28 protein-coding genes are annotated in these 24487 nt (G+C 41.2%); 10 read left to right on the forward strand and 18 right to left on the reverse strand.

Features of this window, described 5'->3' with window-relative positions; genetic code table 11:
- Positions 1–15 precede the first annotated feature (15 nt).
- Both ACM0OR_RS01285 and ACM0OR_RS01290 read left to right on the forward strand, forming a co-directional pair.
- Positions 16–288 (forward strand): DUF1049 domain-containing protein, encoded by a 273-nt coding sequence (locus tag ACM0OR_RS01285; protein ID WP_414574691.1) that lies wholly within the window; start codon positions 16–18, stop codon positions 286–288.
- A 175-nt stretch (positions 289–463) separates the two neighbouring features.
- Positions 464–1285 carry a hypothetical protein gene (locus tag ACM0OR_RS01290; RefSeq protein ID WP_414574692.1) on the forward strand — a complete coding sequence of 274 codons (822 nt, stop codon included), beginning with the start codon at positions 464–466 and terminating at the stop codon, positions 1283–1285.
- A gap of 89 nt (positions 1286–1374) precedes the next feature.
- On the opposite strand, the gene ACM0OR_RS01295 is transcribed toward ACM0OR_RS01290, so the two are convergent.
- Positions 1375–1746 carry a hypothetical protein gene (locus tag ACM0OR_RS01295; RefSeq protein ID WP_414574693.1) on the reverse strand — a complete coding sequence of 124 codons (372 nt, stop codon included), beginning with the start codon at positions 1744–1746 and terminating at the stop codon, positions 1375–1377.
- A 209-nt stretch (positions 1747–1955) separates the two neighbouring features.
- Between ACM0OR_RS01295 and ACM0OR_RS01300 the strand changes: the two genes are divergently transcribed.
- Positions 1956–2156 carry a type II toxin-antitoxin system HicB family antitoxin gene (locus tag ACM0OR_RS01300; RefSeq protein ID WP_190702374.1) on the forward strand — a complete coding sequence of 67 codons (201 nt, stop codon included), beginning with the start codon at positions 1956–1958 and terminating at the stop codon, positions 2154–2156.
- Positions 2153–2359 (forward strand): type II toxin-antitoxin system HicA family toxin, encoded by a 207-nt coding sequence (locus ACM0OR_RS01305; RefSeq protein WP_414574694.1) that lies wholly within the window; start codon positions 2153–2155, stop codon positions 2357–2359. Before ACM0OR_RS01300 ends, ACM0OR_RS01305 begins: the two co-directional genes overlap by 4 nt.
- 26 nt (positions 2360–2385) lie before the next feature.
- On the opposite strand, the gene ACM0OR_RS01310 is transcribed toward ACM0OR_RS01305, so the two are convergent.
- The 3 genes from ACM0OR_RS01310 to ACM0OR_RS01320 form a co-directional block, all read right to left on the reverse strand.
- On the reverse strand, positions 2386–2619 hold the full coding sequence (locus tag ACM0OR_RS01310; RefSeq protein ID WP_414574695.1) for a DUF433 domain-containing protein: 234 nt from the start codon (positions 2617–2619) through the stop codon (positions 2386–2388).
- Between the two features lie 190 nt (positions 2620–2809).
- On the reverse strand, positions 2810–3088 hold the full coding sequence (locus tag ACM0OR_RS01315) for a type II toxin-antitoxin system RelE/ParE family toxin (protein ID WP_414574696.1): 279 nt from the start codon (positions 3086–3088) through the stop codon (positions 2810–2812).
- Positions 3078–3320, reverse strand: coding sequence for a CopG family ribbon-helix-helix protein (locus tag ACM0OR_RS01320; RefSeq protein WP_414574697.1), 243 nt, complete (start codon positions 3318–3320; stop codon positions 3078–3080). The genes ACM0OR_RS01315 and ACM0OR_RS01320 overlap by 11 nt, the downstream gene beginning before the upstream one ends.
- A 237-nt stretch (positions 3321–3557) precedes the next feature.
- On the opposite strand from ACM0OR_RS01320, the gene ACM0OR_RS01325 reads away from it, so the two are divergent.
- Positions 3558–3641: a DUF433 domain-containing protein gene (locus tag ACM0OR_RS01325; RefSeq protein ID WP_414574773.1), complete on the forward strand. Its 84-nt coding sequence runs from the start codon at positions 3558–3560 to the stop codon at positions 3639–3641.
- On the opposite strand, the gene ACM0OR_RS01330 is transcribed toward ACM0OR_RS01325, so the two are convergent.
- The gene (locus tag ACM0OR_RS01330) at positions 3638–4327 is read right to left on the reverse strand and encodes a hypothetical protein (RefSeq protein WP_414574698.1); all 690 of its coding nucleotides are present in this window, start codon (positions 4325–4327) and stop codon (positions 3638–3640) included. The two genes, ACM0OR_RS01325 and ACM0OR_RS01330, sit on opposite strands and share 4 nt — an antisense overlap.
- 351 nt (positions 4328–4678) lie before the next feature.
- On the reverse strand, positions 4679–5398 hold the full coding sequence (locus ACM0OR_RS01335; protein WP_414574699.1) for a Uma2 family endonuclease: 720 nt from the start codon (positions 5396–5398) through the stop codon (positions 4679–4681).
- Positions 5399–5709: 311 nt separating this feature from the next.
- Here ACM0OR_RS01335 and ACM0OR_RS01340 point away from each other — a divergent pair, with 311 nt between their 5' ends.
- Positions 5710–5994, forward strand: a complete 285-nt coding sequence (locus ACM0OR_RS01340) for a hypothetical protein (protein WP_414574700.1) — start codon at positions 5710–5712, stop codon at positions 5992–5994.
- Positions 5995–6074: 80 nt separating this feature from the next.
- Here the strand turns inward: ACM0OR_RS01340 and ACM0OR_RS01345 are convergent, their stop codons facing one another.
- The 4 genes from ACM0OR_RS01345 to ACM0OR_RS01360 all read right to left on the reverse strand — a co-directional run bounded on the left by ACM0OR_RS01345 (position 6075) and on the right by ACM0OR_RS01360 (position 11936).
- Complete coding sequence (locus tag ACM0OR_RS01345) at positions 6075–7652, reverse strand: NAD(P)H-quinone oxidoreductase subunit 4 (RefSeq protein WP_323269213.1); 1578 nt, start codon at positions 7650–7652, stop codon at positions 6075–6077.
- Between the two features lie 312 nt (positions 7653–7964).
- Entirely contained in the window at positions 7965–10061 is a 2097-nt protein-coding gene (locus ACM0OR_RS01350; protein WP_414574701.1) for an NAD(P)H-quinone oxidoreductase subunit 5, read from the reverse strand.
- Positions 10062–10454: 393 nt separating this feature from the next.
- Complete coding sequence (locus tag ACM0OR_RS01355) at positions 10455–10841, reverse strand: thioredoxin family protein (protein WP_323268927.1); 387 nt, start codon at positions 10839–10841, stop codon at positions 10455–10457.
- A 378-nt stretch (positions 10842–11219) separates the two neighbouring features.
- Positions 11220–11936, reverse strand: a complete 717-nt coding sequence (locus ACM0OR_RS01360) for an NnrU family protein (protein WP_190702403.1) — start codon at positions 11934–11936, stop codon at positions 11220–11222.
- A gap of 196 nt (positions 11937–12132) precedes the next feature.
- On the opposite strand from ACM0OR_RS01360, the gene ACM0OR_RS01365 reads away from it, so the two are divergent.
- From ACM0OR_RS01365 to ACM0OR_RS01375, 3 genes are all read left to right on the forward strand, one after another.
- Positions 12133–13146: a LysR family transcriptional regulator gene (locus tag ACM0OR_RS01365; RefSeq protein ID WP_414574702.1), complete on the forward strand. Its 1014-nt coding sequence runs from the start codon at positions 12133–12135 to the stop codon at positions 13144–13146.
- Between the two features lie 131 nt (positions 13147–13277).
- The gene (locus ACM0OR_RS01370; protein ID WP_414574703.1) at positions 13278–14612 is read left to right on the forward strand and encodes a protein kinase domain-containing protein; all 1335 of its coding nucleotides are present in this window, start codon (positions 13278–13280) and stop codon (positions 14610–14612) included.
- Between the two features lie 118 nt (positions 14613–14730).
- The gene (locus tag ACM0OR_RS01375) at positions 14731–16131 is read left to right on the forward strand and encodes an ABC transporter substrate-binding protein (protein WP_414574704.1); all 1401 of its coding nucleotides are present in this window, start codon (positions 14731–14733) and stop codon (positions 16129–16131) included.
- Positions 16132–16483: 352 nt separating this feature from the next.
- Here the strand turns inward: ACM0OR_RS01375 and ACM0OR_RS01380 are convergent, their stop codons facing one another.
- Positions 16484–17242 carry a Crp/Fnr family transcriptional regulator gene (locus ACM0OR_RS01380; RefSeq protein ID WP_190405605.1) on the reverse strand — a complete coding sequence of 253 codons (759 nt, stop codon included), beginning with the start codon at positions 17240–17242 and terminating at the stop codon, positions 16484–16486.
- A 290-nt stretch (positions 17243–17532) separates the two neighbouring features.
- On the opposite strand from ACM0OR_RS01380, the gene ACM0OR_RS01385 reads away from it, so the two are divergent.
- Positions 17533–18414: a DALR anticodon-binding domain-containing protein gene (locus ACM0OR_RS01385; RefSeq protein ID WP_414574705.1), complete on the forward strand. Its 882-nt coding sequence runs from the start codon at positions 17533–17535 to the stop codon at positions 18412–18414.
- 226 nt (positions 18415–18640) lie between these two features.
- Here ACM0OR_RS01385 and ACM0OR_RS01390 read toward each other — a convergent pair whose 3' ends face one another.
- The 7 genes from ACM0OR_RS01390 to ACM0OR_RS01420 form a co-directional block, all read right to left on the reverse strand.
- Positions 18641–19477, reverse strand: coding sequence for a Cof-type HAD-IIB family hydrolase (locus ACM0OR_RS01390; RefSeq protein ID WP_414574706.1), 837 nt, complete (start codon positions 19475–19477; stop codon positions 18641–18643).
- A gap of 136 nt (positions 19478–19613) precedes the next feature.
- Complete coding sequence (locus tag ACM0OR_RS01395; RefSeq protein ID WP_414574707.1) at positions 19614–19949, reverse strand: STAS domain-containing protein; 336 nt, start codon at positions 19947–19949, stop codon at positions 19614–19616.
- 310 nt (positions 19950–20259) lie between these two features.
- The gene (locus tag ACM0OR_RS01400; protein ID WP_414574708.1) at positions 20260–20823 is read right to left on the reverse strand and encodes a Uma2 family endonuclease; all 564 of its coding nucleotides are present in this window, start codon (positions 20821–20823) and stop codon (positions 20260–20262) included.
- A 9-nt stretch (positions 20824–20832) separates the two neighbouring features.
- Positions 20833–21597, reverse strand: a complete 765-nt coding sequence (locus ACM0OR_RS01405; protein WP_414574709.1) for an energy-coupling factor ABC transporter ATP-binding protein — start codon at positions 21595–21597, stop codon at positions 20833–20835.
- A gap of 3 nt (positions 21598–21600) precedes the next feature.
- Entirely contained in the window at positions 21601–22248 is a 648-nt protein-coding gene (locus ACM0OR_RS01410) for an energy-coupling factor transporter transmembrane component T family protein (protein ID WP_414574710.1), read from the reverse strand.
- Between the two features lie 87 nt (positions 22249–22335).
- On the reverse strand, positions 22336–23256 hold the full coding sequence (locus tag ACM0OR_RS01415) for an energy-coupling factor ABC transporter permease (protein WP_414574774.1): 921 nt from the start codon (positions 23254–23256) through the stop codon (positions 22336–22338).
- Between the two features lie 364 nt (positions 23257–23620).
- The gene (locus ACM0OR_RS01420; protein WP_414574711.1) at positions 23621–24445 is read right to left on the reverse strand and encodes an energy-coupling factor ABC transporter ATP-binding protein; all 825 of its coding nucleotides are present in this window, start codon (positions 24443–24445) and stop codon (positions 23621–23623) included.
- Positions 24446–24487: the final 42 nt, after the last annotated feature.

The following is a 24487-nucleotide window of genomic DNA, read 5'->3' on the forward strand; positions in this document are numbered from 1 at the left end:
ATGGTTATATTTTTTATGAAAAGCTTTGCTAATTTGTTGATATCTTTAATTGTAGCGATTTGGGTAATAGCGATCGCTATTCTTTCCGTCCAAAATTTCGAGCCAGTATCGTTAAAATTCTTAACATTCCAATCAATTAAAATCCCAGTCGGTATAGTGCTGGCGTTTAGTGCTGGTGTGGGATTGGTTGGTGTAGCTATTCTACAACCCCTCTGGAATCTTGCTGATTCTGGTAACTCCCGTTTAGAAGAAGACGCAGAATTTTTCGTTGATGATGAAGATTTTTAAGTATGGAAACTGAATATGATTTTAGCCAGGGTAAGCGCGGAGGCGTTGATTAACAATTTCTTGTTTGAGTAAATTCAGCAATATCATAAAACTTGAGAAGAAACATTGTGATAAGTTTAGCGAAAGTCAATTGAGCGTAGTAAAAGCTATAAATTATTCAATAAAGTGAAAGCAAGTGAAGTACACATTATATTTAAAACAGAATCAAGTTGATGAACTAGAGTATGAAGTAGTTTCGACTGAACTTAGAGTTCATATAACTCGGTTACTTTCACAACAAATAAAAGGTGAGTTGACAATAATAGTACAAAACCAGCTTATCAACAAGGCTCGTAGCCTCATCGGTCTTCCAATCTACGTACTTGAACTTATGATGGATGATGGGTATGAACCGCATGAATATGCTTGGCATAATGGAGAGTTTGAACTACTATTAAGGCGGTTTAAAACGACTGAGATAGTTGAATTTCTAGGCTTTTTAATTGAAGAAGGGTATTTCACTGTAGAGGAAATTAATGACCTACTTGTAAAGGACGGATTATCTTTCTATTTTGAAAGAATAGTTGATAAAATTAACGTCTGCCTTACTCCATTAGATGATATGTCTGATCAAGAGGAAAGGGAACATCCTAACATTCGCATTCTTGTCAGACGTATGGAGGATGCACTTAAAAGAGAAGATTTTGCGGGTGTTTTACATACAAGTGCATCAATTTTTGAAACACTCGCTAAAGATATTATTAACATCGCAACAGTTCAGGAAAACACTCTGAAAAGCTTTTTTGACCGTTATCGTAAAGATTCAAAGCTACCAGATGAAATTCTGAACTACATACTTAATGTTTACGATTCAAGAAACACTACTCCTCTAGCTGGACATGGAAGCACAAAAAAGCCAGAAATATCTAAGGATCAGGCAACCATATTGAGTGAGATGACTAAGGCTTTTGTCAAAATTGAATATAAACTCAATATAACAGTTCCTATATTGACTTAATTTGATATAAAAATCTACAAATTTTAAAAAATAAACTCCTATACATTTAAATTTTATAACGTGGATTGGTAAGATGACCTCCACAATAGCTAGATGTTTTTTAAATCAATACAACCATCTTCTATTTTGAAATATCTATTAACAATAGATTCGTTAAAACCAGTTATTAAGTCTGAAATATCAATGAGACATTCAGCATTAACTACTTTTATTACGTAGTTGGAAATTCTTGTCTTGTCAGACTGTTGTATCTCAGCTTGTTTACGAATGGTATTTCGGTAAACCATCATTGCATATGCAACAGATGCTTTCACTACTTCTAGATTATCAGCACTGAATTTATCAGTATCAGCAACTCCAGCAGGATCATCATATCTAGAAAGTATTTTACGTTGTTCAATCCCAAATGCCAATCTCAAGAATTGCTCATATTCCAAATCATAATCCCAAGTATCGCTCATGTTTTCATACCTCTCATGTATGCTATTCAGGTTTCAATACCTATAACCTAGCCCATTTGCATATCCAAACCAAAAGTCAGTCATAAGCCTCCCAATAGGAAGCATCTTAAGGCAGTACGATCGCATATTCAACAAAGTACAGTGAATGAGCGATCGCACTCAAACTAAAGCTAAAATAATGAAGCGTAGTCTTGTAAAAATGATGAGTAATGAAAATTAAAGCAGTTATCTGGCAAGAAGATGATGTATGGTGTGGTTCTGTACCAGCTTTACCAGGATGTCACACTTGGGGAGATAGCTACGAACATCTATTAGAAATGCTACAAGATGCGATTCAAGGCTGGCTGGAAGTTGCTAGTGAACGAGAAGAGCTTGAACCAGAGAAACAGATAGTTGAGCTATCCCTATGAAATCAGTTTCCGGTAAAGCACTGTGTAAAATTGTGGAACAGCAAGGTTGGGAATTAAAAAGGATTACAGGCAGTCATCACATTTATACTAAAGAAGGTGTAGATGTCATTCTTTCAATTCCAGTTCATAGTAATCGAGATTTACCAATTGGAACTTTAAAAAGCATCATGAAAGATGCTGGACTGAGTGAGGAAGATTTATAGTAAAAACTGAGCATCAATCCAAATTTTCATGCTGTCAGTCGGGGAAAATCAGTTCGGCGTGCAGCAAACAACAAACAGGCTTGAATATCTTCTGCTTCGAGGTCGGGAAAATCTTCTAGAATCTCAGAAACGCTAACATTCTCCCCCAGCATTTCTAAAATATCGCTCACGCGGATTCTCATACCGCGAATACAAGGACGACCACCACATTGACCAGGGGTTTGGGTCATGCGTGTTAATAATTCAACTTTTGAGTTCATTTAGTAACCCAATATAAATTTCTTTGTCCTGATAATATAGAATAAGTCATATTTCTAGCGATCGCCTAAATTCGGTGTAAAGCGATCGCACTCATTAAAAATACACTTCAATATTGTCACACTCAGATATATCTACCCAATAGCGCGATTATATAATTTTCGTTGATGATGAAAATTTTTCAAGTTCGCTTCAATCTGGATAGCGTTTGGAAGTGTGGAGAACGCGAAGAATTTCCACAGACTCTAGTTTGACTCGGTAAATTAGAATGTATGGCGTATTAGCAATTACTAATTCCCTTGTACCTTCCACACGTCCTAGTCGTCCCATCAATGGATAAATATCCAATTGGTTCGCAGCACTTTGAATCCTCAAGATGACTTCTCGCGCTGCTTGTGGATTATCTTTGAGGATATAATCATGTGCTTGTTCTAAATTACGCAGCGCACGACGTAGCCATTTAATCTGCATTAGTAAGCATTGCAAAAGTTGCCATTACTTCCTCATCGCTGGCAAATTCCCCTGCATCAGCTTCAGCAATTCCCTTGTGAATTTCTTCTATTTGCCATTGGTGCATCTCTAGATAAGCATCTATAGCTTCATTGAGTACATGAGAGCGATCGCGGTTTATACCTTTGGCAATTGCTTCTAGTGCGAGTTTTTTGTCACTCTCTATCCGAAATGTAATATTTTCTTTACTCATAACTGTTTTAGCTTAGATTATTTTCCATAATATTACTTTGCATTATTTTGTCTTGCAGTGCAATACATTGTTAAAAATTCTCTTTGCAGTATGAGTGTTATCTTATCTTGCCTCTGGTATGACCTATAGCGTTTCTTAATCACATGATGTATATCATAGCCCCCTCCTTGCGTGCGGGGAGGGGGTTGGGGGTGGGGTTCTTGTACCTCACTAAAACGATAACCGCTATATAAGGAAATACTTGATGATTTTCCTTATTTGAGGCAAGAAGACATTTTAGCTTGTCTCAGTTACGCAGTTGACAGAAAAAACAACAGCTAAGTTTGGTAGCTATGGGTTAATTGTAGCTTCAGGTAATCGATAAAATCTAGCATTTCTGTTTCAGAAAGATGATAGCGCGATCGCTTGCCATATTTTTGCTGTAAAAACTCTCGTCCCTGTTCTGGACTCCAATTTAATTGTGATAAATATGTATCAGTTTGAGCAATGAAACCTGCACGATGTTCAGATGAATTTAACTCTTGATGGGAATTTTGAATATTGTTAATTTTCAGACTAACTTTCTGCCCTAAAGCTGGCCAATCTATTTCTTTATGTCCATCCCAGCTAACACCTACAGCACGATAAGTTACTGGATTATAGATTGTACAAAATACGATTGTTTTATCACCAGGGCTAACTGCAATTGTCAATGGATGACACAATTGTTCATATGTCAAAGCATCCAGTGAAAGTAACAAACTTTTAGAAAAATAAGATTCACTACCTGAGCGAATTACATAAGGTTTATCTACCAAAATATGTAAATCTATTTTCCAGGCTTCACCGTGTGATGTCTCTACTTTTTTATTAACTTCTACGCCTGTAATTAATCCTGTCAAAGCTCTATCATAAATCGGAATTGGTTTAGTATCATCTGAGAGCATATACCAACAGTGATCGTTTTCTTTGCTGACAAAAACATATTGAGCTTTTGGGATAGAGCCGAACCCTAATTTAACATCCATAATTAGCTTGACGATTTTGCTAAATAGATTGAGCAGACACCCAACTTTGATAAATTACATAGTCAAATGCTGAGTATCGTTAATAGATATAATTCCCCAACCGTCAAGCTAATTAACATCATAAAATACTCCGGTTAACCCTCCGCGCTCCTCCGCGTGAACCTCCGCGCCCCTCTGCGTTTAAAAATCCAATCGGACACTCCCATAAATTAAACCTCACATCAAGGAAATCTGAGCCTTGATGTGAGGTTAAGATATAAAGCAGGTTAATGTGAAAGTGAAAAATTATTACAGAAATTTTCAAATTTAGTGAATTATGCAGTGGTTATGCGATCGCACCCAAAGATGATCTCACACTATAGTTTCTGGCTCGAAACCTAACGCCTTTAACCTGGTTTCTAGCATTTTCACCCGTTCTTCTGCTTCTAAACGTTGCCGTTCTTCCACATTTGCTTTTTCTTGTGCTACGAAAATTAGTTCTTCTGGTGTCAGCAATCTACGTTTTTGATTGTCATACCAATACAACCATTCCCTAGCGATTCCTTGATAAAGTCCTCGTTCCCTCCCAATTCCTAAACCAATTTCTGGCAACCAAATGGGATTTCCTGACATGAGCAAGTATTCCCCATCTTCTAGGCGATAGACTTCCAAAGCCGGATTTTTGCGCCGGAAAGGATTGTACACAACGTAGTACAAAATTCCCATCTCAGCATAAACTTCTTTTTTGGTGCTGTATTCTCCTAGATGTTTGGGCGAGGCTACTTCTATTGCTATAATTGGCGGATTTTCTTCTTCCCACAGCACATAGCTGAGGCGTAAATCCCCATCAACAAAACGTTTGACTCCTACACTGAGAAAACCATCAGGGACGATCGCTGGTTTTTTTGGGTCATAATAAATACCCATCTTGACACCAAAGTACCAATCCCATCGGTCTAACCAAACCAAAGCCAGTGTAGCTTTTAGTAAACTAGGAATTAAATCTTGTATTTCATTATCCACAGGCGTATCCTCGGAGTTCGGTAGCTCTTCGGAAGATGGTAAACAGTGTAACGAATTGTAGTTTAACATGAGAGGTTTTCACAGATTCTAATTTTAGATATAGAAATTTATTGAACATAAATTGACTAACAAGTAACTAAAGATAGCGTACATCAATATGCTGGACATAACGCACTCTCTATAAATTGTGGGTTTTCATCAGATATTAGTAAAGCGCGGCGGAAATCAAGATACCATTCTCAATCGTTCAAAATCTTAAAATACAGGACTTTTGATTTTTGACTTTTGACTTCCGCCTAGCGGTGCTAGGCACTATCAAAGGATAATAAAGTTAAGGAGGAATAGAAAATATTTTGATTTTCTTAATAAGAGTGTAACTTATGAGTCAAACCCCTATTACAGTCACTTATTCATTAGAGGAAATCTTAGGGCAAATCAACCAAAAGCTAGATGTCCTACAAAAAGATATTACAGATATTAAAATTGGCCAAATCAAACTTGAAGCTGAACTCAAGGGAGAAATTAAGGCATTGGAAACAGAGGTTAAGGGCATCGGCAAGCGGTTAGATACCCAAGAATTTATCAATCGTTCTGTGGTAGTTGGCTTTGTCTTAGCATTGACAGCCGGAGCTATCAAGTTATTTTTCCCCAACATCCCTAATTAGTGTTGTGATAGTGAGCAGAGAACCCCGATTTCTCCAAGAAACCGGGGTTCTAAAATTTCGTAATTCTCAACAAATCCCAATTAATTACCAATTGCTGGTGCATTCAAAGAAACTGCTGCTGCTTCTGGTTTTTGATCTACCAAGGTGGGTACAGAATCACGCAACCTAGCTGTCAGTTGTACAGTTGTAGCGTCGTACATCTGAGTCAGTAACTTGGGATAAAAACCAATACCAATAATTGGTACTAACAGACAAGCAATGATAAAAACTTCACGGGGTTCAGCGTCTATCAAAGCTTGATGAGAAACTAATTCTTCGTTTTCTTGTCCGTAGAAAATTTCCCGTAACATTGATAGCAAGTAAATTGGAGTTAAAATCACTCCCACTGCCATCAAAAATACGACGATGACTTTAAATGTAGGGCTATAAGCATCGCTGGTAGCAAAGCCGACAAATATCATTAACTCTGCCACGAAACCACTCATACCTGGCAATGCCAAGGAAGCCATTGAACAAGTGGTGAACATGGCGAAAATCTTCTGCATCCGCTTACCGATACCACCCATTTCATCCAACATCAGGGTGTGTGTTCGGTCATAGGTTGCACCGACAAGGAAGAACAAACTCGCGCCAATTAATCCATGTGACACCATTTGCAATACTGCCCCACTTAATCCCAAATCGGTGAAGGAGGCAAACCCAATAATCACAAAGCCCATGTGAGAAATTGAGGAATAAGCAATTTTGCGCTTGAGGTTACGCTGGGCAAAGGATGTTAAGGCCGCATAGATGATGTTAACTACCCCCAGAATTACCAGAGCCGGGGCAAAATAAGCATGGGCATCGGGTAGCATCTGGGCGTTCATCCGAACTAGGGCATAACCACCCATTTTCAGAAGAATACCAGCCAGTAACATATGTACGGGGGCTGTAGCTTCACCGTGGGCATCAGGTAGCCAAGTATGCAGGGGAATAATGGGCAACTTGACGGCGTAGGCAATCAACAAGCCACCGTAAATTAACAATTGGAAATTTAAAGCGTAATCTTTGAGAGCGAGCGATCGCATATCAAAGGTGACATCATTGCCATAAAAGGCCATTGTCAAGGCTGCGATTAAAATAAACAGCGAACCGCCAGCCGTGTACAAAATAAACTTGGTGGCTGCGTATTGGCGTTTTTTACCGCCCCAAATTGCTAGCAGTAGGTAAACGGGAATCAATTCCAATTCCCACACCAGGAAAAATAGCAGCATATCCTGGACAGCAAACACGGCGATTTGACCGCCGTACATGGCCAACAGCAAAAAGTAAAACAGTTTCGGCTTGAGTGTCACTGGCCAAGCCGCTAAAGTTGCCAAGGTGGTAATGAATCCAGTCAACAGAATCAAGGGCATAGACAAGCCATCTACCCCTACTGACCAATTCAAATCTAGTTGGGGAACCCAGGGGTAACTCTCCACCAATTGCAAATCGGGATTGGAAAAGTCATACCCGGTATAAAAGACGTAAACAATCAGCGCGAAATCTATCAGCCCGACAATCAGAGAGTACCAACGCACTGTTTTCCCGTCTTTATCTGGGATAATGGGGAGCAGTAGCGACGCAGCGATCGGTAACAAGATAATCGTCGTCAGCCACGGGAAATTAGCTGTATTCATCACAATTCGTCTGCTATCAAAATCATGTTTGCCAAAAAGCCACTAGCTATTAACTAACAGCTTTTTCTAGCTTTGAGTGTCAATGTTATGTTGATTTAATAAAAATGAATCAAGATGAAGGTCGCCTCCTCGGTAGCAATGCCTTCATCCTGATTAAACTTAATGCCTGGGTAATACGTAGTAAATGCTGAACTAACACAATTGTGAGTTGAAAGTTGGGAGTGCTGAGTAAAGACATAAGCTACATTATCTTGACTCCTGATATTTTCCTACTCATGACTCATAAATCAGGACTCAGCACCCACTGATCAATTAAGTTACACCAAAGAAAATAACTAAGCCCAAAACTGCCCCAAATACGATGAGGGCGTAGAATTGAACACGACCATTTTCTAGGTATTTTAGACCTTCACCACTAACAAGGGTGAAAAAGCCTGTAAGGTTAACTGCACCATCAACCACTCGGAAATCTACTTCCATGACTTGTCTAGCTAGGCGGCGTAAACCCAGGACAAAGACACGGTGGTAGATGTCATCAAAGTACCACTTGTTCAGGGATAGTTCGTAAAGTGGCTTGATTTTAGCGGCGATCGCAGCTGGGTCAATTTTGCGCTGCAAATACATCAAAGAAGCCAAGGTAATCCCAATTAAGGAAACACCGACTGAACCACCCGCCATGACATAAAACTCATTGGGGTCGAACTCGGCGGCTTTTTCGAGAACTTCAGCCATGCTTTCTGTCGGGGAGAAGATAAACCGTTCAAAGTAATTGTTGTAGGGTGTACCTACTAAACCAATCAACATTGAAGGTATAGCCAACACTAGCAAGGGTAAGGTCATCGTCCAAGGCGACTCATGGGGAGAATGACTATGATGGCCGTGATCACCATGATGATCCCCTGTAGCTGCCAATTCTCCTTTTTTCATTGCCCCAGGGCCAAAATTTGGTACTGGTGCTGCTGATGCTGAATCTAGTTCGAGAACAATTGTTGCAGCTTTCTTGAGCTTATCTTTGATTTTCTCGTCATTACCCCGGAATTTACCTTCAAATGTCGAGAAATACATTCTAAACATATAGAAAGCTGTAATTCCGGCAGTAATCCAGCCAATAAACCAGAGAAGTGGGTTAGCAGCATAGGCTGAACCGAGAATTTCATCCTTTGACCAGAAGCCAGCAAAGGGAGGAAGCCCAGAAATTGCCATGCAACCAATTAAGAATGTCAGTCCGGTAGCGGGCATATACTTCCGCAGTCCACCCATTAAGCGCATATCTTGTGCCAATACTGGGTCATGACCTACGACACCTTCCATGCCGTGAATCACTGAACCAGAACCCAAGAACAACATCGCCTTGAAATAGGCGTGAGTCATCAGGTGAAATAAACCAGCACTATACGCACCTACTCCCATGGCCATAACCATGTAGCCTAACTGGGAGATGGTGGAGTAAGCCAAACCCTTCTTAATGTCGTTTTGGGTCATGGCAATGGTAGCCCCCAAGAACGCCGTAAATGCCCCTGTAAAGGCAATCACGTTCATTGCGGCTGGAACGTGTTCAAAAACCGGGTACATCCGGGCAATCAGGAATACCCCAGCAGCCACCATTGTTGCGGCGTGGATTAAGGCAGAAATGGGGGTGGGGCCTTCCATTGCGTCTGGTAGCCAGACGTGTAGGGGAAATTGAGCGGATTTAGCAACTGGGCCGAGGAAAACTAAAATCGCAAACACAACTGCCAGGAAATTGCTCAATGAGCCTGTTTCTACCAGTTCTGCTAGGCGATCGCCCATCACGGTAAAATCGAAGCTGCCTGTAGCCCAAAATAGCCCCAGAATGCCGAGGAGTAGACCGAAGTCGCCGACGCGGTTGGTGACAAATGCTTTTTGGGCTGCATCTGCGGCTGACTTGCGATCGTACCAGAAGCCAACTAGCAAGTAGGAACACATCCCCACTAGTTCCCAGAAGATATAAATCTGTACTAGGTTAGGGCTGATCACTAAACCCAACATTGATGAGCCAAACAAGCTGAGATAGGCGTAAAATCTCACATATCCTGGGTCATGAGCCATATAGCCATCAGTGTAAACCATGACTAAGAAGGCTACCGTTGTGACAATCACCAACATCAGGGATGTGAGGTTGTCGATAGTGTAGCCCATGCTCAAGTGGAAATTGCCTGCTGCTGCCCATTCTAGGGTGTGGAGATAGGTTGGGTGTCCTTGGAGTTGACTCCATAGCAAGGCAAGGGACAGACCCATCGCTGCGCCCATCAGGGAAATGATCAACACAGCATTTAGCTGCCGCAGGCGGTTTGTCGTCTCGTTAAACGAAATCAAGCCTAGACCGACTAGCATTGCCCCCAAAAGTGGCAATACCGGGATCAGCCAGGCGTATTGATAGATTACTTCCATCACTGACGGGTACTTTTAGGATTCTTGACTAACTTTGGACTCTACTGTACGGTCTTGCCGGCAGCAACTGTCCAGGTCGGAACTGTTAACAATTGTGACACACACCCTAGATGATAAAATACCCCACTCGAACACATTTGAGTGGGGTGTTAAGCATGGTTTTAGATTTAGGGACAAATTAATTCAAAATTCAAAATTCAAAATTAAATAAATACTGGGGACTGGGGACTGGGAATTTTAGATTTTGGATTTTGCGTTCGCGTAGCGTGTCGTAGACAAAATTTCCTACGGCGGGTTTCCCGTCGTAGGAAATTTTTTAAGACGGATTTTAGATTAAATCTCTATTCACAATCATCAATCCACAATCCACGCATTGAATTGCCCAATGCCCAATTAGGCTAAATGTAATTCTAATTCGGATGTTGTGACGCTACTGTAAGCTTTTGGACGATTACTGTAGTTGAGTTTAATTTCCTCTAAAGCTAGGCGTAAGTCATCTCTACCACGGAAACCTTCTAGACGATGCCGAATTATGCCATTTTCAATTAGCAGTAAGGTTGGCAGCGACTTGAGGCGATAGGTGTTAGATAGCTTGAAATTTTCATCAGCGTTAATCCCAACTAGCTTAATTTGATCACTACATTGAACTTGAAATTCCAGCAGTAAAGGGTGGATAATGCGACATAGTCCACACCAAGGTGCTTCAAAATTCACTAAAACCGGAACTGGAGATTCTAAAACTTCTTGAGTAAATGTCCGCTCACTAACCGACAACACCATGATGCCTCTAGAATTATAGGTTTTTATTATCAAACTAGCTATCAGCAGAAGAAGTTAGCAAGCTAGTCAACGCTTCGTAGCAGGTATTTTTCAAAATTGTTGTTGTTTCTGACACAAAAGTCAGCACGATTTTAACGGCAAAAATTAGGTTATTCAAGTCCTGGCAACTTCTTGCAGAAAGGGTGTTTTAAGTGCTGTGCTGTATACTCCCCAAAGAAAGTGATTGCTTAGTGACTTACGCATATAAAAATATGGAACCCAATGACCACACCCTGACTAACAGCTATTTCAATTAATTCTACATTGATTTGGTAGCAATTGATCAGGGGAATTTTTTCCTGGGTTAGTATTTTTTTGGGGATTGGGGATCAGTCAAAACTACCAATTTACCCTACTGGTCGCCATAATTAACAAGGGATGCGCCCACCAAAGTAATCCGATGAAAATAGCAACACCTAAGTAAGCAGGACGGACAAATTCCTGCCATTTAAGAGATTGACGACCATCAATAATTGCCGCGAAGGGCATGATAGACGTGCGTTGTTTCACAATTTCAAAGGCTTCGCCGTAGCGGTAGTGTAAGCGGCGATCGCCATGCCATACCCCAAATAAATGATGCAACACTAAGCCAATAGATGTCACTAGGGTAAAGCTAGTCCCTAACCACAGGGTATGGGCAATACACCAAATTATTTGCCCCACCATCTGGGGGTGACGGGTAATTCTGATCACACCTGTCTCATATAGATGTACTTGGGGCTTTTGAATAGCAGCAATTTCTAGTAGATTGAAGGTGGCAGGATATAAAAATAAGAATGAAATCGCTGACAATACCCAGACTGTGGCTTTTACCCCTGGTACACCCTGTAATTGCCAAAGTTGCGCTCCTTCATAACGGTGATTAAAAAAGTAAGTAATGACTATGACAGCCAACGGTAGACTAATTAATGCAAAAATAATGCGATAAAGCCTTGGCCCGATGCGCTTTTCTGCCCAAGGTCGCAAAGCTGCCCCTCCACTGTGGGCGATCGCAAAAATTAACAGTAACCCCAGCATGACAAAATGACTCGGAGCTAACCAAGGATTCAAAATCATAAAAACAGGTAAAGTAATTTAAAGAAAAGTTAACGATATACAACCAATACCACAAAGTATTCAACAGGGGACTTGCGTCAAAATGTTGTGGTACTGTCTTTTTCCAGTCAAGCCTCTAAATTCAAAATGTAATCAATCATGATGGATATGATTGATTGCCAAAGTTGCTCCTTTCAAAGTTTGTGGGTTGAGCCTTATGTCTGACCTTCCATTCACTTTAGATCAGTTACGTATTCTCAAAGCGATCGCGGTAGAAGGGAGTTTCAAGCGCGCTGCTGATAGTCTCTATGTCTCCCAACCTGCTGTGAGTTTGCAAGTGCAGAACTTAGAACGGCAGTTGGATGTCCCCTTATTTGACCGTGGCGGACGACGCGCCCAATTAACCGAAGCAGGACATCTACTATTGAGCTACGGTGAAAAAATTCTCAGTTTGTGTCAGGAAACTTGCCGCGCTATTGAGGATTTACAAAATCTCCAAGGCGGTACTTTAATTGTTGGTGCTTCTCAAACCACTGGGACTTATCTACTGCCTAAAATGATTGGGATGTTCCGCCAAAAATATCCCGATGTCGCCGTCCAATTACACGTCCACTCGACTCGTCGCACTGCTTGGAGTGTAGCTAATGGTCAGGTAGATTTGGCAATTATTGGCGGTGAAATCCCCGGAGAACTAGCGGATTCTTTAGAAATTATTCCCTATGCCGAAGATGAATTGGCTCTGATTTTACCTGTATTTCATCCCTTTGCTAAACAAGAATCCATTCAAAAAGAAGACTTATATAAACTGCAATTCATTACTTTAGACTCCCAATCAACTATTCGCAAAGTCATCGATCAGGTACTAGTACGCTGCGAACTTGATAGCAGACGTTTTAAAATTGAAATGGAACTCAATTCCATCGAAGCAATTAAAAATGCTGTGCAGTCTGGTTTAGGTGCTGCCTTTGTCTCTACTAGTGCGATCGCTAAAGAATTACAAATGGGTGTACTTCACCGTACCCCGATTGATGGTGTGGTTGTCAAACGCACACTATGGCTGATATGTAATCCTAATCGCTATAGATCCAAAGCGGCAGAAGCTTTCAGCCAAGAAATATTACCCCAGTTTGCTACCCCTGAATGGCATCAGGATATTTTTAACCTGTCACAAAAAAAACACATGGTCACTCCATTAGAAGCTGTGTTACCAACTTCCAATAATGAAGGTTAATCCTTCCTTATTGCTTTGAGGATGCACAGCATTGACTACGAGGAATCAGGAAGAATCCCCCAGCTTTTGATAAAAACGAGCGTTAGCAATGTTTTTATAGCCGTGGGGCAGTACGTCAATACAAAAATACAATGGAAGTCTACTGCACTCGTCCAGCGTGTCAACGTCCACAAAATCATTGTCCCGATTTAGACGATACGACAATCAAAACTACACCGCAAAAATACTGTACTAGCTGCGGTATGCCTTTGATGTTGGATGGTCGATACGTACCCGTAAAATTACTGGGTAAAGGGGGGTTTGGTGCAGCCTTCCTCGCACTTGATCGTCGATTTCCAGGGATGCGTCAGTGTGTAGTCAAACTGTTCCAACCTCCGAGTCATTTCACATCAGAACAACTAGAAGTAGCAGAAAAATTATTTGAAAGAGAAGCTAATGTCCTGGCTTACATAGGCGAAGAACACGATCAAATACCCCAGTTATTCGCCTTTTTTCCGATGTTTGTTCCCAGTTTACAACCAGGACAACAAGACCAGTTTTTTTACTTGGTACAAGAATATATTGATGGACAAAATTTAGAGGAAGAACTAGTTCAAAATGGTAAGTTTTCTGAACAGCAAGCTTTAGAATTACTTCAAGAAAGTCTCAAAATCCTCAAATTTATCCATGATAAACAAATTATTCACCGAGACATTAAACCTTCCAATATTATGCGTCGTCGGGATGGTAAACTTTTTGTCTTAGATTTTGGCGCAGTTAAACAAGTCACAACCGTCTCAGGTGTTGGTGCTGGTTCTTCTACAAGTATTTACACCCCAGGGTTTGCCGCACCTGAGCAAATAACTGGGAATCAGGTATTCAAATCTACAGACCTCTATGCTTTAGCTGCAACTGTTATTAACTTGTTAACAGAAAAAGAACCCACGCAACTCATTGATCCTCATAGCAATAGGTGGATATGGCAAAAGGAAGTTAGTATTAATAGTCACTTTGTTTATATTTTAAACAAAATGCTCTTGCCTGCTGCTGAAGAACGCTTCCAATCAGCTGATCAGGTACTCGCAGCGATTGATCAGTATTTGACATATGCAACATCCCCACCACAGCGAAAAGCAAATACTGCTTTCTCTACCTGGGAATTATTGACAGGCGCAGCATTTAGTGGCTTTGAAGGCGCATTAATGGCGATCGCTCTTTTTACTCTCACTCAATCACCCATAATTACTTTGAGTCTGGCAAGTGTAATTTTGGGGTTACTCATATTTGCTCAAACTAAGCGGTGGATTAAAAAATTATATTTATTAATTATTACTGTAATTAGTTTTGTAATCGTACTGTTTATTCCAGGAATTAGCCCACTAGAACTTGTAGTGATATCAGTTGCAGGGGGTTTATTCGCGATCGCGACTACATCCTTATTTCGACTAATTTATAAATTTTATAAATTATTGTCTCAGTTCCTTTAACAAAGTTGCTGTGGTTAGTAAGTAGTAAGAAGAATATTACTCAGCACTCAGCACTCACCACTGAGTGCGGTAAACTAAGTGAAATTATAAAAATAATGTAACCAATTAAAACTCGTTCATGTCACAGAAGAATGAAACTACGGTTTTAGCGGTATCTCTGCTAACCACACTTGCGATCATGGGTGGAGGTGGTTGGTGGTTTAGTAAGCATCTAGTAACAGATAATTCTGTCAATCCAAATCCTCCAGAGAAAAGAAATCTAACACTCCCAGAACGGATTAGTTTTGGCGAAAAAACTTTAATTACCGGTGACATTACTCCTGAAAAGCAAGCAGGGATAGCAGCGATCGCTAATCGAAACTATAATCAAGCGATCGTTAATTTGGAATCATCTCTAAGACGTACACCAAATGACCCAGAAGCATTGATATATCTAAATAATGCTCGTATTGGTTCTGCCAAAAGCTACACCATTGTTGTTTCTGCACCGCTACATACTAACAAAGATCCTGCTTTAGAACTTTTACGAGGTGTCGCTCAAGCTCAAAATGAAATTAATGCTGGTGACAAAATTCAAGGCGTTTTTCTGAAAGTGGGGATAGCCAGTGATGACGACAAACCAGAAGTAGCCAAAGAAGTTGCTACTAGTTTAGTCAACAATCCCCAAGTGTTAGGTGTCGTCGGACATTTTGGTAGTGACACTTCCATAGCCGCAGGTACGGTCTATAATTCTGGACAACTTGTCGCTATTTCTCCCACTAGCACTTCTGTGCAAATTTCTAACTCTAGCCCCTACATTTTTCGCACAGTCCCCAGTGATTTTATCGCGGCCAGAGCTTTAGCTAATTACATGATAAACACATTGCAAAAAAGAAAAGCAGTGGTTTTTTTTAATTCCAAAAGTAATTATAGCCAGTCTTTAAAGTCTGAGTTTGTTACTTCTGTTGGCTTACAGGGTGGAGAGGTATCTGATGAATTTGATTTATCCGATGTAAATTTTAATGCGGCTCAAACCTTACAACAGGCTAATCAACAAGGTGCAGAAGTTGTCATGTTAGCAGCTAACACCGCAACTCTAGATCCAGCATTGAAAGTAATTGAAATTAACCAAGGTAGGCTGAGTCTCTTAGGGGGAGATAGCCTTTACTCTAACAAGATTTTAGCAGAGGGTCAGGCTCAAACCGTAGGGATGGTAGTGGCTGCTCCCTGGCATATTGCTGGTAATCCCCAAGCTATTTTCCCTTCCCAATCCCGGAATTTATGGAAGGGGGATGTCAGCTGGCGAACGGCAATGTCTTATGATGCTACCGTAGCTTTGAGCGCGGCACTCAAGCGCAGTCCCACACGTGTTGGTGTCCAGGAAGCTCTGTCAGCCCGTGATTTTGCTGCTAATGGTGCTTCTGGTGTGGTGCGGTTTTTGCGTTCCGGCGATCGCAATACCTCAGTTCAACTGGTAAAAATAGTTCCCGCTTCTCCTTCTCGTTCTGGTACTGGGTTTGATTTTGAACCAGTGCGATAATTAGCTGATAGTTGTTGACCTTAATTGCTTCTTAACCAAGGAGAGGTTATTCAATTTACAATCACCTTGGTCTATGGGGTGAATTTAGCAGTCTAAATTACTCCCCACTCATTAGATATCTCAATTTTGAGGCTCATGTACCAAGATTGCCCGATGACACAATCTGTTTGTGGTGGTCAAACAGATTGGTTTGACTGAGCAGTAAGTGAATGTTGCTGGCGGCGACTTACTGCTGACTGATCGGGGGTAGGAACTATCTCACTAGAGTTGACCGTTACAATTAACCGACATCTGCTAAACAGAGCGGCAGTTCCTAACCGTAGATGCCCTAACGACGATGAATCAGGCTTTCTTAGCTGGCTCTATTAATCGACTCTGCTGGCAGGCAAATCAGATTATCCCCTTGGGTAAGAATTAAGCCACGTTGACGCAGTTTGCCCATCAAGCGGGTAACAGTTACGCGGGTTGAACCAATTGCGCTACCGATTTGGGCATGAGTAAGGGGGAAAGGTAGGCAATAGCCACGAATTACATCGGGATCGGTATCGCTCATGGCAGGCTCTCCATATTCCTCAATCAACAAAGTGAGGAATCCGAGGAGTCTGTCAATTGTACGGCGTTGTCCCAAAGCACTCAGCCATAGAAGTTTACGCTGGTGCTGGTATCTGAAAGCATCCATGACTTCACGACGGAAGTGAGGCCAATTGTCTAGATCGTGCCAGTACATCCACAACACTGCTGTTTGATCGACGTGAGCATAAGATTGCAGGGTGAATGGTGACTGAGCCACAATTTCAAATGGCTGTCCTGCGCCAACAAAACCTAAGAAAGCTTCTTCTGGAGTTCTGTTGATGCGTCGAGAAGTTAACTGACTCGCGGTAGCACTCACTTGGGCAGTTCCTACCATGCGGATTGCACCCCTTTGAACCAAATACAGCAATCCAGGACGGGCTGGAATTCGCTCATCTTTGCTAAAGGTGCGGCAGCGATAGTGTTCTTGAGCCCAGTCAAGAATACGTTGCCAAGTCAGAAAAGGGCGTGATGCCTCAGAAAAAGAAGATGGAGATTGCATAGGTAACAAAGAGCGTTCGGCTGAAGACAAAGACGACATAAAAAAGGTGCAAGGAGTGTCTTTGTGTATTTGAAGTAGGCCTAACGCCTAACAGCGTCAGCCATCAAAAAAGTAGAGAGCAATTTGCGCCCTACTATTTTGTTATACTTCCTACTGTACAATGATGGTAGTAAAGTTTACATATTATTCATCTAATATTTATGAAATTTTATGCTAATCTCATTTTTCTTTGTTTAGAAAAATTTTATATCTAAAGACTGATGACGCCTACTCCAGTGTTTTTCGCCACAAAGTCTTTGAGGAAAATAACAGTGTTATAGATTCTACTAGTGAGTAAAAATACGGCTATTAAGAATTTAATATACAGCTACTTGCTGTCTGGGATAAATTTTTATCTTACTCAAGGGAATGAAAATCACATAATATCTGGAAGAATACCTCTATATCAGGGTAGAGATATTAATCGAGTTTTGTATATTTCTGGTGTGGCGTTGCGGCTAGCAAAATCTCATAATTCAGTACCTTGGGAGATAGCCAATGCGATCGCTTCCCACATAGCAGATAACTGTGGTGAAGCATTGCTAGTACAAACAGTTGCCCCTGGTTTGATTCACATAGAATTAACACATGATTTGTTAGCAGCTTGGTTACAAAGTGTCGCCGTTGGGGAATCAAAGAGTAGTTTAAATTTCATCGGTATCAAGTCACCACTTCCAGACAAAGGTGAAAGAGTAAAAAGTCACAATCCATCACGCTTATTTAGCATTCAGTATGCCCATGCACGTTGCTATTCGTTAATATTACTGGCTCATCGTGAAGGCTTGATAAAATTGCAAGAACCACTATCAGCAAATAGCGAAAGCTGGCATCTAGGAAGTTTAGTAGTAACAGAAGCATTACCTTGGCTCAATAGCGATCGCCAATTACGCCTGCATCACCTGGCCGAGAGTCATTTAATTATGCAATTAGTGAAAGCAGTAGATGAATTAGAGTGTGCTGAGGATGCTGGCTCAATTAACTGGGAAAAAACAGGATGGGATTTGAGTCAAGCTTTTGAGGCTTTTTGGTGTCAATGCCGTATTTGGGGTGAGGTGAAAACTAACTCACCAGAACTCGCTCAAGCCAGATTGGGATTAATAATGGCTACTCAATCTGTTTTAAGGTTTTTATTGATAGTCAAATTACGGATTGTCGCACCAGTGGATCTGTGACTAGTGGATTTTAGATTGAACCAATCCACGCATTGAATTGCCCAATTCACATTTTCCGGGATCAAAACTTTTCTAACTAGGTATTGACGGATTCATCGACCTCAGTTATAGTAACAGGTGTGTGAGGAGCGAACCAGCAAGAACACCGAGACGAAACACGGCCAGTCGTCGGTGTTCTTTCTGATTTTAGGGGTTTTTAGATTAATCTAAACTTTACTGGCCATCCTCAAGCAAGTAAAAATTTTTCAATCGCGGTTGCAGCCCCATCAACCTCGACACTAGGAGCAACCCAATCAGCGATCGCCTGCACACCATCTGGGGCATTCCCCATAGCTACACCAATCCCAGCATATTCCAGCATTTCTAAATCATTGAAGTTATCGCCAATAGTCATCACGTTGTGACTTTGTAAGCCTAATATTTCTTCTGCTAGGTAACGGACAGCATTACCCTTATTGACAACAGCGTTAGTTGCTTCAAAGAAGGTAGCAACAGAGGTTGTCATGTATAGTTCAGCCGGCGTGTATTGGCGGCGTAAATTCCCTAATAAATCTTGGATGACAGATGTATCATCACACAAGGCTAAAATCTTTGTGGGTTCATTGGAGAGAGTTTGGCGTAAATCTCCTACAGCTATAGGAGTAATGCCAGAACGTGCAGCATAGGTTTGAGTTTCTGGGGTTACTTCCCGCACATAAAGCTGATCATTGATGTAGAAGTGGACAGAGAGGAGCGATCGCAATGCTGGCTGTTCAAAATAGTCTAGTAGTTGCTCGGCAATATCTCTAGCTACTGGTGAATGTTGATGAATTTTTTGGCTGACTGGATCTTGAATCCACGCTCCTTGATAGGCCATGAGTGGCAAAGTAGAATTTAAGTCTTGGTGAAAGCGTAACGCCGAGCGATACATTCTCCCAGTGGCGATCGCTACCGGAATCCCTTTGGCTTGGACGGCGGCGATCGCTTCTTTGACAGCTTGACTAACTGTGTTCGATTCTCCCGAAATTGTGCCGTCTATATCTACAACTAGTAATTTAATCTCTTGGGCTGGTGCGTTTTGCATAAATTCCCCAGGTTTCAACTCTCAGTTAGAGGGTATCAGGCGGATGCGCCTAATACACAACTTTCACATCACACACCCCTAGTGACAGCTTCGCTATATCTGCGCCTAATCAGATAAACCGCGAATATAATTTTCATCAAAAGGATTCAACCGCTTCTGTCTCACTGTCATAAGTCTCAAAAACTGTTATGAGTTGGGTTATCATCAAAACATCAATAACTTTGGCGGTAAGATTTGTTAATTTCAGCTTTCCACTCCGGTTAGTTACTCTAGTATAACTTGATACTAATTCACCGATCCCAGTAGAGTCTATTGTAGTAACTTCCCTTAAATTGAGCAAAATCTTTTTAGCACCATCTTCAAGGGCGTTGCTAACTGCATTGCGAAGGGCTATATCACCTTCTCCAATGGTCAATCTGCCTTTTACATCCAAAATGGTCACGTCATTCACAATTCTTTTTTCAACTGACATAGGTATGCCCTCCGAAGATACTTAGATATTTTTCAAATGTCCGACAAAAAATTATTAAAAATTAGTCCAGCAAAAAGCAAGGACAGTTAAGACACTTAAGGAAATTAACAAAAATTTTATAATAGACATCTTGCAATCGCAGGCATTACCGCGCAATATACAATGCAAAGAATAAGCTTATGAAACAGCAATTCTCATTTTGAAGTAAATAGGGGATTGATTCCATTCATAATTAGACAGAAGTTATCTGCGTAAACAAGATTTAAAAATGAGAATTGCTGCGTAATAGCTAAATGTTTGATTTTTCTATTCAGTTGTATTTTGGGAAACCAATGAGACGTTGAACTTTGATAGATACATCAGGAAAGGCTAGGGGTGAAATAGTGTTTGTGGTTAATTTAAGTTCGGTTGTGTATTGTCGATTTTTGAGGTCACGGAATACTTGTAACTGGGGAGTCTTGAGATTGACAACCCAGTATTCAATAATGCCAGCCTCTGCATAGATTGCTTTTTTCTCACCTAAATCTTTGCTCAGAGTGGCTTTAGAGAATTCCATCACCCAAAATATGTTTTCAGGGTAGGGATGATGTTCTAGGTAGACTTCGCCTAAAGGTTTGACAATGGCAATATCAGGGACTGGTTCGGAATCGTTGGGTAAGGTGATGGGTTTAGCATCGCGGATTTTTACCCGTTCACCTAGTAGCGTGCGGAGATAATCGGCGGCTTCTGTGTTGTAGTAGGCGTGAGGTTCGCGTTCTGGGGGCATTAGTGTGAGGTCGCCGCGTAATAACTCTATAGGTTGGTCGTCAAAAATCCCGGCTTCTATTGCTCGGTGATAGCGTTCAATTGTCCATTTATAGGTAGTTACTGTCATGACCTTAGATCACCAATCTATTGGCAAACCGAACTGTTCTAAGATTTCCCCGTCTTGCAAAAGTGGTTGAATCTCACTGTCAATTGCGATGCGACCACCAGATAGTACCAACGCTCTATCAGTCACTTTTCCTAACCAATGTAATTCATGGGAAGCAATTAATATGACTTGCACTGGTAAATTTAATAATACTTGTGCCAAGTGTCGTCGCCATGCGGGATCTAGTCCAGTGGTTGGCTCATCTAAAATCAAAATTGTTGGTTCTAATGCCAAAATCGCGGCGAGGGCGGCTAATCGTCTTTGTCCCCCTGATAATTCGTGGGCGGAACGGTTGGCGTAGGCTGCTAGACCAAAATCTGCTAATAATTGGCGGGCGCGATCGCTGGCTATGGCTGCTGGTACACCGTAGTTGCGTGGCCCAAAAGTAATATCTTCTAAGATAGTGGGCATAAATAATTGGTCGTTGGCATCTTGAAAGCCAAAACCAATGTATCGCCGGACTTGGGGTAAGGTTTTTGGTTCTAGGGGAATGTCATTAATGAAGATTTTTCCAGATTTTGGCTCTTTCAAACCAATAAGATTTTCTAGCAAGGTACTTTTACCAGAACCAGTTGCACCCATTAACGCCACGCGATCGCCAATGTTCAAGGTAAAAGTAATATCTTGTAAGACTGGTTCTTGGTGCGGATAGGCATACACCAAGTTTTTTACCTCAACTATGCCAGTGTGGGGATTACGGGCGGAAGTGTGGGGGTTAGAAGTTAAAGATTTCAAGATTCACAATTTAATATAGGAACTGAGGGTAAAACAAAGAGCGATCGCCCAAGCCATCAGGAGAATAAAACGCTCTTTAATTCTAAATGTGAAATCTATGGGTAATTGTCCGTTGTAACCGCGAATTACCATCGCACCATAGACTCGTTCGGCTCGATCCAAACTGCGGAGATACAAACTTCCAATCATGGCTGCACTGGCGTAGCGCAGCCAGCCAGATGTACCATTCAGACCTCGTAGTCGTGCGCTACGCTGCATCCTTTTGACTTCCGCCAGTAATATTTCTAGATATTGCCCAGCCAGGAGTAAATTTTCTTTCATAGCCATTGGTACAGGTAAACTCTTGAGGGCAATACCGAAACTATGAGGAGGTAGTGTTAATAAAAAACTATTCATGACGATGAGACAGACAAGAGAACGAACTAAGAGAAAACTGGCTCGTTCCCAACCCAAGGGTAATGCAACTAGGGATAAGAAAATTAACTCTGTGCCAAGCAATCCTCCCATGTGGCGAATTGGTGGACGTAAAAATGCTAGCCAAAAAATAGCGATCGCACCATATACAGCCAGCCAATACCAAGCATGATGCTTTAATAAAGCTGTCCCAACGACAATCACTAGAGATAGATGCAACCGTAACGGCAAAGCCATAGTCAATTCAAAATTCCCAATTAAGACGTATCAGATTAACTCTTTCCCTTTCACCTGTCCCCTGTCCCCTGTCACCTGTCACCTAAATTAAGCATTCTTCGGGCGTACTACTTTAGCAATCCCAAAAGCCACAGCAAAACAAACCGCCGCACCCACAAGTCCAGCGATACTTGTTCCAATCAAACCCAAACCTTCAATTCCATAGTCTGCTAAGGGTGTGGGTACAGCTACCCGTACTTGTTCAGCTAAGTTAATAAAGCCCAAGTCTTCGGCTACTTTTTCTAAGCCATCAGGCCAGGCTGAGGCTAGCAGTGATAGTACACCAGCCACTAAGACAATGCTAACGACAGGAACGACCCATCCGCGAATCTCTTCCTGTTCTCCTGGTAGTAAATCTGGTCTGGCTTGGGCTAGGTAAGTCAACACACCGCCTGTAATTAACCCTTCACCAACACCAATCAAAATATGAACACCAGCCATCGCAGGTAAAACGGCTATGGATGCAGTTCCAGACAGCAGTAATTCAATTGCACAAGCTATAGCTGCTACTACGACACTGACACCAGCAGCAATCCCAGCCGCTAAGGGTAAACGCCCTTTAGAACCTCCCAATAGCCTTTGTAAAGTTTGGGTCAATATCCAGCCTACCCAAACCCCAATCACTGCCATGTTGAAGATATTAGCTCCCAAGGCTGTGATCCCACCATCGGCGAATAACACAGCTTGGATAATTAAGACTGTCGCGATGCAAAGCATTCCCGCCCAAGGACTACCCAAAATGATCGCCGCTAAAGTTCCCCCCAATAAGTGACCACTTGTACCCCCTGCAACAGGGAAATTAATCATCTGAGCCGCAAAAATAAAGGCAGTGGTTAAGCCCAGTATAGGGGCGCGACGGATACCAAATGCCTGCTGCGATCGCTCACAGGCAACAAACAGTGCTACGAAACTCGCTAAACCAGTAGCACCTGCCACTGGTACAGAAACAAATCCATCTGGTATGTGCATAATATGCCCTGTATTGAGAGTATTATTTTGCACTTATTTAAATTGTGCAACTTTAGACATCAAATTAATAAAAAACAATATTTTTCACTTATTTTCAATGCCCTATTGGGGGATCTTATCCTGTTACCTAGGGAAGATGGGCAATAAAATACACGTCAAATAATGTACTTGTTTGGCAAGTTATTAATTTTTATTGATTTTACTGGCACAATCATTGTTAATTAGTTGATAAATATTGGGTTTATACAGATATTTAAGAAATTATAAAATTCAAGAAATGCTTAACTAAGCGTTTTTTACCACAGAGACACACACGTATAGTAAAAATGTATTAATAATTTTTCTCTCTGGATGAATATAATAACTAAAGCAGTATATTTAAGATTTTTTGGCGAAACTGCTCTACAACTAACTCCTCTGGAATGATTCCTTCAGAAAATAATATGTCATAGATGAGTGGTAAACCTAACTGTAGCTGTTCGAGAATATCTCGTTGGGCAAATAACTCCTGTGGTTGTCCTTCTAAAACTAATTTGCCTTCATCCATGACAAAAATCCAATCTGCCCAACTATAAACAAAGTCTAAATCATGGGTTGCCATGAGTATAGTTGTACCTGATGTATGAATCTTTTTGAGGGTAGCAATTAAATTGCGAGTTTGTGGTCTATCTAGATACGCAGTTGGTTCATCTAGTAATAGCAATTCTGGCTTTAACACCATGACATCAGCTAAAGAAACACGCTTTTTTTGCCCTAAACTTAAATGATGTACTGGTCTTTGGGCTAATTCAGTTAGTTCAAATTCAATCAACGCTTGCTCTACTCTTTGTTGAATTTCAACTGTTGGTAATCCTAAGTTACATAAACCATAGGAGATATCTTCTTCAACGGTAGAGGCTACTAGTTGCTGTTCTGGATTCTGAAATATTAGCCCAATTTTTTGACGCAAGCTCATCAGCGAACGACGGTCATATTCTAAAGGCTGACCTTGCCAAGATATCACACCTTTTTGGGGTTTATATAAACCGTTAGCCAATAAAAATAGTGTGGTTTTACCACAACCATTTTTACCAATTAATGCACATTTTTTTCCTGAAGGTATCCGCAGCGTGATGCCATTTAATGCTGATTGTTGTGTACCAGGATAACTATAGTATACCTGCTGGAATTCCAGTAATGATTGCTGCATAATCTAATGATTTTTATCAATGCTCGCTGTCAGCTTGCCAAT

The organism is Anabaena sp. CCY 9402-a, assembly GCF_963920945.1.
In the GTDB taxonomy this organism is placed as follows: Bacteria; Cyanobacteriota; Cyanobacteriia; order Cyanobacteriales; family Nostocaceae; genus Trichormus; species Trichormus minutissimus.